General features: G+C 30.5%; 13 protein-coding genes. 11 read left to right on the plus strand and 2 right to left on the minus strand.

The window, feature by feature from the left end; translation table 11 throughout:
* On the minus strand, positions 1–1287 hold a 1287-nt coding region (locus KQ44_RS12980; RefSeq protein WP_096737828.1), incomplete at its 3' end, for a terminase large subunit.
* A 5-nt stretch (positions 1288–1292) separates the two neighbouring features.
* Entirely contained in the window at positions 1293–1721 is a 429-nt protein-coding gene (locus KQ44_RS12985; protein WP_096737760.1) for a P27 family phage terminase small subunit, read from the minus strand.
* 128 nt (positions 1722–1849) lie between these two features.
* Between KQ44_RS12985 and KQ44_RS12990 the strand changes: the two genes are divergently transcribed.
* From KQ44_RS12990 to KQ44_RS13040, 11 genes are all read left to right on the plus strand, one after another.
* Positions 1850–2761, plus strand: coding sequence for a site-specific DNA-methyltransferase (locus KQ44_RS12990; protein ID WP_096737761.1), 912 nt, complete (start codon positions 1850–1852; stop codon positions 2759–2761).
* Positions 2762–2871: 110 nt separating this feature from the next.
* Positions 2872–4149: a phage portal protein gene (locus KQ44_RS12995; RefSeq protein ID WP_096737762.1), complete on the plus strand. Its 1278-nt coding sequence runs from the start codon at positions 2872–2874 to the stop codon at positions 4147–4149.
* Positions 4136–4777, plus strand: coding sequence for an HK97 family phage prohead protease (locus tag KQ44_RS13000; protein ID WP_096737763.1), 642 nt, complete (start codon positions 4136–4138; stop codon positions 4775–4777). Before KQ44_RS12995 ends, KQ44_RS13000 begins: the two co-directional genes overlap by 14 nt.
* A gap of 19 nt (positions 4778–4796) precedes the next feature.
* Positions 4797–6080: a phage major capsid protein gene (locus KQ44_RS13005; protein WP_096737764.1), complete on the plus strand. Its 1284-nt coding sequence runs from the start codon at positions 4797–4799 to the stop codon at positions 6078–6080.
* Positions 6081–6104: 24 nt separating this feature from the next.
* Entirely contained in the window at positions 6105–6467 is a 363-nt protein-coding gene (locus tag KQ44_RS13010) for a head-tail connector protein (protein ID WP_008730221.1), read from the plus strand.
* A complete protein-coding gene (locus tag KQ44_RS13015; protein WP_096737765.1) occupies positions 6464–6805 on the plus strand; it encodes a head-tail adaptor protein in 342 nt (113 codons plus the stop codon). The genes KQ44_RS13010 and KQ44_RS13015 overlap by 4 nt, the downstream gene beginning before the upstream one ends.
* 1 nt (position 6806) lies before the next feature.
* Entirely contained in the window at positions 6807–7277 is a 471-nt protein-coding gene (locus tag KQ44_RS13020) for an HK97-gp10 family putative phage morphogenesis protein (protein ID WP_096737766.1), read from the plus strand.
* Entirely contained in the window at positions 7274–7642 is a 369-nt protein-coding gene (locus KQ44_RS13025) for a hypothetical protein (RefSeq protein ID WP_096737767.1), read from the plus strand. The genes KQ44_RS13020 and KQ44_RS13025 overlap by 4 nt, the downstream gene beginning before the upstream one ends.
* 14 nt (positions 7643–7656) lie before the next feature.
* Positions 7657–9300 carry a hypothetical protein gene (locus KQ44_RS13030; RefSeq protein ID WP_240516659.1) on the plus strand — a complete coding sequence of 548 codons (1644 nt, stop codon included), beginning with the start codon at positions 7657–7659 and terminating at the stop codon, positions 9298–9300.
* Between the two features lie 67 nt (positions 9301–9367).
* The gene (locus KQ44_RS13035) at positions 9368–9742 is read left to right on the plus strand and encodes a hypothetical protein (RefSeq protein ID WP_096737768.1); all 375 of its coding nucleotides are present in this window, start codon (positions 9368–9370) and stop codon (positions 9740–9742) included.
* 65 nt (positions 9743–9807) lie between these two features.
* Positions 9808–9996 (plus strand): hypothetical protein, encoded by a 189-nt coding sequence (locus KQ44_RS13040; RefSeq protein ID WP_096737769.1) that lies wholly within the window; start codon positions 9808–9810, stop codon positions 9994–9996.
* Positions 9997–10026: the final 30 nt, after the last annotated feature.

The following is a 10026-nucleotide window of genomic DNA, read 5'->3' on the forward strand; positions in this document are numbered from 1 at the left end:
TACTCTGTCTTCTTTAGAACGCTGTCTTATATTCTCTTTAGGCATAAAAAAGCGAGGCAGAAGTATATACGGACCATTATCAATAGAATCAAAACATAAAACATAAGCTGCTATATCTCTTGTAGTTGCTAAATCCAAACCGATGCAGGCTTTTCTGCCTTTTAATTCATTTATATTTATATTTTGATGTGAATAAGATTTAAGCCACCTGTCAGAAGATATCCAAACTTCACTAGCCTGCGTCCAAACATTCAAGTTTTTTGTAAGTATATCAGTTCTTTGTATAGGTTTATCTAGCCCTTCTAAAAGCCTAGATTTTAGATAACTATCTTTTACAGAAACATTTATATTAGGATTAGCTTGAAAAATAATTTTATTTATTAATTCTTCCTGATTAGAAACATCTTCATTTTTATTTAATTTTTCTTTATATTCGGACATAAATACCCAAATATCATTGATGTCGTCAGGCTCATATATTATTGTAAAATATTCATCATTATTTAATGAACCTTTTAATATTTGCTTTGCATATTCATATTCAGAAAAACACACTGAAGATTTATCAAAACCAGCAGTAGTAATTATAAATACAAGCGGCTGCCTTCTAGCTCCCATTCCAGATTCAAGAACATTTAGTAGTTCATTATCAGGATGTGCATGGTATTCATCTACTATCACTAAATGAGGATTTAATCCGTCTTCAGTGTTGCTGTCCTGTCCAAGCGGTTTGGATTTTGATGCAGTATCTTTTTTCTTTGTAATTGTAGAAGTTTGTTTATATGTAATCGCTTCTTTATTAAGAGCTTTTGCTTTTCTTATTTGCCTTTCGCTTTCGCTCCATGCGATTTTTGCTTGATCTTTTTTAGTAGCTATATAATATATTTCAACTCCAGCCTCTGCAGGACTATCGCAGAAAAAACAATAATTACCAATGCCAGATGCAAAAGTAGTTTTTCCATTTTTCCTGCTCACTTGAACGTATGCTTTTTTGTAACGTCTGAGTTTATTTTCCTTTCTTCTCCATCCGAATATACTTGCTATTATAAACTGTTCCCAAGGCTCTAGTATAATATTATGATTTGCCCATTCTCCTTTCGTATGTACTAAAGATTGTATAAACATGATAGGACGTTTAGCTTCATTATCATCAAAATAAAAAGGATAATCATTATTTTTTGATTTTTCTATATCGTCCAAATGCCTTTTTACAGATAAAAAAGCAGCTTGACACACTGGCAATTCTTTATTTATAACTTTATTGATATATTCTTCATAAGTATACATCATATTTAACCATTTATCATTTTTTCAAGCGGATCATCCTCTTCTATAGTTTCAGGAGCAGGAACTTTCTTTTTTGAAGCAGGCGTTAAACCAAACTCAGTAAGCATTTTATGATATGCCGTTATAGCTTTATGATAAGCTAAATATTCTCCCATAGTCTGAGAGTTTTTACCTTTTAAATAACCAGATACAGAACCTCCTTCATTAATCATAGCCTCATAAAGATTCATAGCATCCCCATAATGCATACATAAAAGTTCAAAAGCTGATAAATCCGCAGGTCCAAGCATATTTTTTTCAGCGAAAACAGGTGCAAGTTCCTCCCATTTTTTTAAAGAATACCCAATAAAATATTCTGGCGGATTTGGTATTTTAACGGCTTTTTTTGGCTTATTTTGGGCATTTTTTGGGGCTTTTTTGGCTTTATCGGGCATTTATACTCCTAATACTATATTTTAGTTAAAAATCTACATTAATAATAAGTAATATAATATTTTATAAATATATAAATGCAGCAACTGCACATCTTTTGTGTAAGAAAAAAATAATTCAGGAGTTTTGTATGATTAGAAAAGTTGTAATTGGAAACTGTACTTTAATAAAAGGAAATTGTGAGGAGGTTATGGAAGAATTAGAAAGCGATTCTATAAATGCTGTTGTATCAGATCCTCCATATCTATATTTAAAACATAAGCTAGACATACCTTTTAATGAAGATAAAGTATTTGAAGAATGGAAAAGATTATTAAAAAATAATTCTATGATAGCATTTTTTGGCAGAGGAGATGCTTTTTTCAGATGGAACTTAATTCTTGATAAATTAGGTTTCAAGTTTAAAGAAACTGCAGTATGGGAAAAAGAAAATGCATCAAATTATCTAAATAATTTTTTAAGGATACATGAAGATATTTCTTTTCGTTCTTTAGGTAATGCTAATCTAAGAAAAGAATATGTTGACTATTTAGAATATAATATAAACAAAAATAAATTGGATAGAATTATAGATATTTGGAAAAGTTTAAGAAGTGCATTAAATGGCAGAGATAAAGATGATGTTATTAAATATATAGAGACAGGTATAAAAGAGTTTAATTATGAAAGCAAAAGAAAATATGAAATAACAGCAAGAAAACATCAAGGGGCAAAAAGAGGAGTTAATTTATTTCAAACAGTAAAAGTTGGTAAAATAGAAACATCTATTATGCGTTGTAATAGAGAGCAGTATCAATATCAGCATCCGACACAAAAACCTGTCGCATTAATGGAGCGTTTAGTAAGATTAGTTTCAGATGAAAATAATACAATATTAGATCCATTTATGGGCGGAGGCAGTACAGGAGTTGCATGTATTAATACTAATAGGAAATTTATAGGTATAGAGCTAGATGATGAATATTTTGATACAGCAGTAAAAAGAATAAGTAAAGCATATCAAGATAAAGAAGATGAGTTTATTGATGAAAAAGCAGCATAAAGTCAAACTCCAACTGCTATTTTTACTTAAAAATGGCAGTTGGACTTCAAGTTCTTGTAATAAAATAACAATATAAAACTTATATTTCCTTATATTTTTTTTATATATATATGTCTGTAATAAAAAATATAAGGAATTATATAAAAAAATGGCTGTTTCCTGATTTCAGCTATATTGACAGCAGTAATTTTTTATCAATTCAAAATGATAAAACTTTATCAGCAGTCAATCCAAATACTGCTTTAACTTTTTCTACAGTATTTGCATGCGTGAGAGTTATTGCTGAAACAATAGCTACTTTACCGCTTTTTGTATATAAAGTAAATGGAAATAATAAAATAAAAGCTAAAGATCATTCTTTATATAGTTTATTGCATGACTCTCCTAATGAAGAATGTACATCAGTATCATTTATAGAAAGTCTAATCACTCAAATACTTCTTCAAGGCAACGGCTTTGTAGAAGTAGTAAGGGATAATTTCAACAGAGTAACAGAACTTTATCTAATAGATTCAAATAAGATTAAAATATATAGAGATTCAAACGGCAATAAAATGTTTGAATATTCAGATGATGGAGAAATAATTACTTTATCTCCGTCTCAAGTTATGCATATAGCAGGACTTGGATGGAACGGAGTGATAGGATACAGTCCAATAGCTATGATGCGTAAGCAAATAACAACAGGACTTTATCAAGATAATTTCGCATTAGATTTCTTTTCTAATGGTGTTAAAAAAGTTCCAATTATTTCGCATCCGCAACAATTAAGCAAAGAAGCCAAACAAAATCTCAAAGAAAGTTTCAGAGAGGCTTGGGAAAAAGGTATTGTTGTTCTTGAAGAAGGAATGAAAATAGACCCTATCACAATGAACTTGTCAGATGCACAGTTTTTAGAAAGCAGAAGATTTTCAGTAGAGGAAATATGCCGAGTGTTCCGTGTACCTCCACATTTAATTGGTGATTTAAGCAGGAGTACAAATAATAATATAGAACATCAAAGTATAGAGTTTGTAACGCACACAATAAGACCGTGGTGCGTTCGTATAGAAAAAGCATTGAATGGCTATTTATTAAATAATTTAGAAAGAAAAAAATATAATATAGAGTTTAATTTAGACGGACTTTTGAGAGGCGATACTCTTACAAGGCAGCAGGCTAACCAAATAAAATTAAATAATGGTGTTCTCACTAGAAATGAATGGCGGATACTGGAAAACCTTAACGAAGTAGATGATGAATACGGAGATGAGTATTTCGTTTCTCAGCAAATAAGACCAATAAAAACAGTTTATGAAACTTCAGAAAATGAGAGCAATCAAGACTTTAATATAAATAATAATGAAAATAAAAAATTAGAAGAGGAATATAAAGATGCCAGCAAGTAATAATGAAATTAGAAGTATAGATATTAATATTCAAAAAAGTACAGACACAGAAGGTGAGCCTCTTAAATTAAGAGGCTATGCTATTGTATATAATTCTTTAAGTGAGCCTCTCTATGGAGATTTATTTAGAGAGCGTATAAACAGAGGAGCTTTCACTAAATCATTATTAGAAAATGATCAAGTATGTTTATGGGGACATGATACAAGATATGTTCTAGGCAGAAAGAGTTCTGGCACATTAATTTTAAGAGAAGATGAAAAAGGGTTATATTTTGAAGTTTCTATGCCAAATACTACTTGGGCAAGAGATTTGAAAGAAAGCGTGGACAGAGGCGATATAAAGCAGATGTCTTTCGGATTCAAAGTAGTGAGAGATAATTGGATTGATGATAAAGAAACATTAAAAGAATACGGAATGCCTATACGTGAAGTAGAAGAAATCACTTTGCATGAAATATCATTAGTAACATTTCCAGCTTATCCTCAAACGAATGTTAGGCATAAAAATGAAGATGTATATATTCCAAAACCGCCTGATAAATCTATACCTATAGAGAATGATGATTTTGATTATAGAAATAAAGAATATGAACAAAAAATAAAATATCTAAAAATAAAAAATAAATAATAATAAGGAGTATCAAATTATGTCACCAGAAGAATTGAGAGCTTTAATAGAAAAACTAAAAAATGAAAATGCTTTAGATTTACAATCTATTGATGAACTTATGCAAAAAAGACAAGCATATTCTGCTATGAGTATTGAAGAGAGAGAAAATAAAAAAGAAGATATATCAAAACTAGATAATGATATAGATACTTTAATGAAGAATATAGAAAATAGAAATAAGGAAATAGAGAGAAATGATAAACTTCTATCACTTCAAACTAAATCTTCTATGAATAAAAGAAATTTAGCTGATAATTTGGACAATTCATCTGCTGATGATAACGAAGCTGAATTAAGAGCTAAAGTTGACAGATGGTTTAGATCAGGCAATGATAAAGAAATAAGAGAAACACTTCAGGCAGGCGTTGCCGAAGGCGGCGGATATACTATAGCACCTCAGTATCTAGTAAAGCAAATTATAAAAGACTTAGATGATGCAGTACAGATAAGAAAAAGAGCAAATATCATTCCTGCTATGAACGGATATGCAAGCATAGGAATACCTACACTTGACAGTGATTTAAATGATCTTGATTGGACAGCAGAAATCGCAGAAGTTACAGAAGATACAAATATGTCTTTTGGAAAAAGAGAAATGAAGGCTAATCAATTAACTAAGTTAGTTAAACTTAGTAAAAGATTAATAAAGCAAAGCAACATAGATATTCAAGGTTTAGTTGAGGAGAGAATAGTATATAAATTGGCTTCTACATTAGAGCATAATTATTTATATGGAAATGGACAGGATAAACCTCTAGGTATATTTGCTCAAACTTCAGATAATACAGCAGCTATTCCAACTGACAGAGATATAAAAGTAGGAACTGCAAGTGCTGCTATAACTTATGATGGTTTAGTAGATGCAGTAAGCGGATTGAAAGGCGGATATCAAAACGGAGCGGTATGGATGCTTAATAAAAAAGCAGTTGCTGCTTTAAGAAAATTAAAAGATAAGCAGGACCGTCCTATTTGGCAGGAAAGTTTAATAGCGGGACAGCCTAGTATTCTACTTGGTATCCCTGTTGTGCAAAATGACTTTATCGAAGATAAGCTGGAAGCTACAAAATATTTTGGGTTCTTAGCAAACTTAAAATATTATTGGATTATGGACAGCTTGTCTATGGAACTTCAAGTTTTGCATGAGTTATACAGCAAAACAAATCAGGTAGGTTTCCAAGTAGGATATTGGGGAGACGGTGCTCCTGTTCAAAAATCAGCATTTGTAAGATTACTTCCAAATGATCAAGCGTATGCAGCTTAATAATTTTTAATAAGGCTTTTATATATGAGCAGTGATACTGAAGATATTAATAGTATAGACATTGATGTCAGAAAAGTAGTCGAAGAAGGTGATGATGACAAAGTAGTTACTTTGTCAGAGTTCAAAAAGTTTCTAAACTTGGAAGGGATTGACTATGATGATGATATACTGCATCTTACTTTAGACAGTGCAATCGGCTATTGTAATAAAGCTAATGAAACAGAATACAAAAGAGCCGATTGTCCTCCTGAAGTTAGGTATGCAATTCTTGGACTTGCTGCTCATTATTTTGAAAGCAAAACAGGAGAAGCTAGTCAAAGTGAAGAAGTTGCTTTGAAAGGTGTTCACAGATTGTTGGCTATTGCGAGGGAAAAGTTTACTTTATGAAAGTTGGAAAATTAATTCATACTATAACTTTTTATAGAACAAAGTATATAGATAATGGAAACGGAACAGGAAGTAATGAATTAATAGAATTAAGAAAAGTAAAATGCTCTATTGAAGATATAACATATAAAGATATACAGCAGGGTAAAAGAAAAGATTTAGAAAGAACTTTGAAAATACATACTCATTATTTCAAAGAGTTTGATACCAAAGGAATGATGGCCAAAATAAACCGTGAAAATGATATCTATGAAGTCATTAATATGGAGAATGTTTCATATAAAAATATAGAATGTATATTTACAATAAAGAAATTAGTAAATAATAAAAGCAAATAATATGTCAGGTGTAAGCAGAAAAACTTCTATAAGTATAAAAGGACTTGATGAGTTTAGGAAAACTTTAGAAGAACTAGGAGGCGATTTTAAAAAAGCTATAAAAGCAGGAGCTAGAAAAGCAGGAAATGAAATAGCAAAAGAAGCTAATGCAGAGGCGAAAAGCAGAGGCTGGAGTGAAGATAAATATTATGATGTAAAAGAAAGAAAATCATCAAAAGGAAGTGATACTTCGGTAGCAATAAAAGTAGGTACATTAGAAGTTAGGGGCGGAGGAGTTCCTCAAAAAAATAAAATAAAATGGTATAAAGAGAAAGGAGACAGATATTATGTTCGGTTTCCAGAATACGGTACTATTTATCAGCCTCCTCAGCCTCTTTTAATTCCAATTTTTGAAAATAAAAAACCTGTTATAGAAGAATATATAAAACAGAAATTACAACAAGCAATAGATAAGGCAAACAAAAAGAAATGATTGAGAATGCTATATACACAATACTTAAAGAATTAACAAAAGATAAAGCGGACGGAGTTTATTTAGATTTTGTTAATGATTCAGAAATAGACAAAGAGAAAACATATATAGTTTATTCTTTAACAAGCAGCACACCGCATTATGATTTTGAATATGGAAATAGCATTTATCAGATAGCTGTATATTCTAATAATTTAAGCAAAGCATTAAATATACAAAGAGAAATAGGAAAGTATTTTAGCAATTTAAAAACTATTATTGAAGATACAGAAATATGCGGATGTGATGTTTCAAATGAAACACATAACTATACTGAAGGTTTTTATCAAGCTGTAAGCATAGTAAATATATTATATAAATATTAATGTAAGGAGACTTTATGAGTCAAACAAGTGTACAAGAAAAAAAGACAATAAGATACGGAAGTGCGAAAGTTTTGATAGGAGATAGATTTGATAAACTTGTAGATATAGGAGCGGCACGCAGTGTTGCTGTAAAAGAAACTATAACTACATCAGATATAGAAAGCGACAATGCAGGAACTATAGCTACTTTGCTGACAGAACATAAAATGGAACTAACACTTGATAGTTTAGAAGTTAATTTCAAAAACTATGCTGAGGCAAGAGGCGGTATAGATAATATAGACAGCTATGATGGTAAAACAGAAGTTACAAAACAGTACATGGTAGAATCAGATACATATAAAAGAGGTGAAGAAATAAAAGTTCCATTTAGGAATGCAGACGGAAGCGAAGTAAGAATAACTAAAGTAGAAAAGAAAAACTCTATGGGAAATATTCTCATAGAAGAATCAAGCTACGAAAAAATAGGAACTAATGGAATAAAAATTACAGATAGTAAAATATCTCCTAGCACAGATACTTTGATTATAACATATACAAGAACAATGCCTAAAATGGTACGCATGGCAACAGGAGGAAAAAGTTCTACAATAAAACCTAAATGCATAATGATAGTTAATACTAATGCTGAGGGTAAAGAATTCAGAATATATTTACCACAGGCTTCAATAGCAGGCGGCTTAGAGTTTAGCTTTCCTTCTGATAAAGCACAGGATGTGTTAGTAGGAAAATTGAGTTTTTCAGCAACTTTAGCAGGCAATCAGCAAAGCGGAGAGCAGCTTGCATGGTATGAAGATGAACAATCTGTAGGTAAAGATGAAGAGGAAATAAAAGATACAGAAGAGGAAACATCAGATTCTGAAGACGTACAGTCTCCAGAACTTACTTTAGAAGTTAACAAGGAAAGTTTAGATTTGAAAATTGGAGATAAACCAACTCTAAATCTTACAAGCAATGCTGATAGTATAGAGCATAGTTTAGAACCTGCTGAACAAGATTTTTTTGACGCAGAATATAATAACACAGATAAAATATTCACCATAACAGGAAAAAAAGCAGGAAGTGCTGTATTAAAAATAATAGCTAAAAAATCTGGATGTGAAGATAAAATAATAAGTATACCAATTAATGTGGCAGAAGTTCTTACTTTGGAAGCTAACAAGGAAAGTTTAGATTTGAAAATTGGAGATAAACCAACTCTAAATCTTACAAGCAATGCTGATAGTATAGAACATAGTTTAGAACCTACTGAACAAGATTTTTTTGATGCTGAATATGCAGATAAAGTATTTACTATAACAGGAAAAAAAGCAGGAAGTGCTGTATTAAAAATAATAGCTAAAAAGGCAGGCAATGAAGATAAACAATTAGATATTGCTATTAATGTAGCAGAAGTTCTTACTTTGGAAGCTAACAAGCAAAGTTTAGATTTAAGAGTCGGAGAAAAACCTACTCTAAACCTTACAAGCAATGCTGATGAAATAACATATTTAATAGAGCCAACAGAACAAGGCTTTGTCGATGTTGAATATAATGATGTTGATAAAGTATTCACTATAACAGGTAAGGCAGCAGGCAGTGTAACGTTGAAGATAACAGCTAAGAAAGCAGGCAATGAAGATAAACAATTAGACATTGCTATTAATGTGGCAGCTTAATAAAAAATAAGGAGGAAGTAAAGCTTACCTATAATCTTTTTTTTTGGGGAAAGTTTGAATAAGAATTATGGAAATAGTAATTATAGATTTAGAAGAGTTTAGCAAAAAGAAAGCTGTTTACGCAACGCTTGGAGATTATAAAATAGATGTTAATAATATACCTCTTAAAATAGCTCTTAAAGTAAATAATTACTTTAAGAGCATTCAGAACAATGAAGATATTAATATAGAGTTATTGATTGATGAGATAGTAATTCCTCTCATACAAAAACAAAATGCAAATGTAGATAGAGAAAAAATATTAGAAGATTTTAATTATGATCAATTATTAAAATTAATGAATATGGTATTTGAGTCTTATCTTCATTCAGGCACTGATTCACAAGAAACAAAAGAGAGTAAATCGGATAAAGATGTAAATAATAAAAAAAAAGAAAACTAATAAAAATAGAATTAATAAAGTTATTGGCACATTTAGCTAATAGCTATGGGTGGACAGAAGACTGTATGATGGAGATGAGTTTGCAAAGACTTCTGCTTTATTATACAGCTTCTTTAAATTTACCTTATATAATTGAAGTAGAAGAAGAAACAAAAGCAGATAACAATGCAACTGAAATAAAGCAGGGAAATAAAACTATAAGAAGAGAAAAGCAAGGGCTTTGGGAAATAGAAACAATAATAACGGATAATTAAAAAAATGAGCAGCTTAAATGTTAGTATATA

The sequence above is a fragment of the Brachyspira sp. G79 genome, from assembly GCF_002379365.1.
Lineage (GTDB): Bacteria > Spirochaetota > Brachyspiria > Brachyspirales > Brachyspiraceae > Brachyspira.

Excerpts from the sequence above, each read along its gene's own strand:
- KQ44_RS12985 (WP_096737760.1), bottom strand. The coding sequence starts at position 1,721 with ATGCCCGATAAAGCCAAAAAAGCCCCAAAAAATGCCCAAAATAAGCCA.
- KQ44_RS12990 (WP_096737761.1), top strand. The coding sequence starts at position 1,850 with ATGATTAGAAAAGTTGTAATTGGAAACTGTACTTTAATAAAAGGAAAT.
- KQ44_RS12995 (WP_096737762.1), top strand. The coding sequence starts at position 2,872 with ATGTCTGTAATAAAAAATATAAGGAATTATATAAAAAAATGGCTGTTT.
- KQ44_RS13000 (WP_096737763.1), top strand. The coding sequence starts at position 4,136 with ATGCCAGCAAGTAATAATGAAATTAGAAGTATAGATATTAATATTCAA.
- KQ44_RS13005 (WP_096737764.1), top strand. The coding sequence starts at position 4,797 with ATGTCACCAGAAGAATTGAGAGCTTTAATAGAAAAACTAAAAAATGAA.
- KQ44_RS13010 (WP_008730221.1), top strand. The coding sequence starts at position 6,105 with ATGAGCAGTGATACTGAAGATATTAATAGTATAGACATTGATGTCAGA.
- KQ44_RS13015 (WP_096737765.1), top strand. The coding sequence starts at position 6,464 with ATGAAAGTTGGAAAATTAATTCATACTATAACTTTTTATAGAACAAAG.
- KQ44_RS13020 (WP_096737766.1), top strand. The coding sequence starts at position 6,807 with ATGTCAGGTGTAAGCAGAAAAACTTCTATAAGTATAAAAGGACTTGAT.
- KQ44_RS13025 (WP_096737767.1), top strand. The coding sequence starts at position 7,274 with ATGATTGAGAATGCTATATACACAATACTTAAAGAATTAACAAAAGAT.
- KQ44_RS13030 (WP_240516659.1), top strand. The coding sequence starts at position 7,657 with ATGAGTCAAACAAGTGTACAAGAAAAAAAGACAATAAGATACGGAAGT.
- KQ44_RS13035 (WP_096737768.1), top strand. The coding sequence starts at position 9,368 with ATGGAAATAGTAATTATAGATTTAGAAGAGTTTAGCAAAAAGAAAGCT.
- KQ44_RS13040 (WP_096737769.1), top strand. The coding sequence starts at position 9,808 with ATGATGGAGATGAGTTTGCAAAGACTTCTGCTTTATTATACAGCTTCT.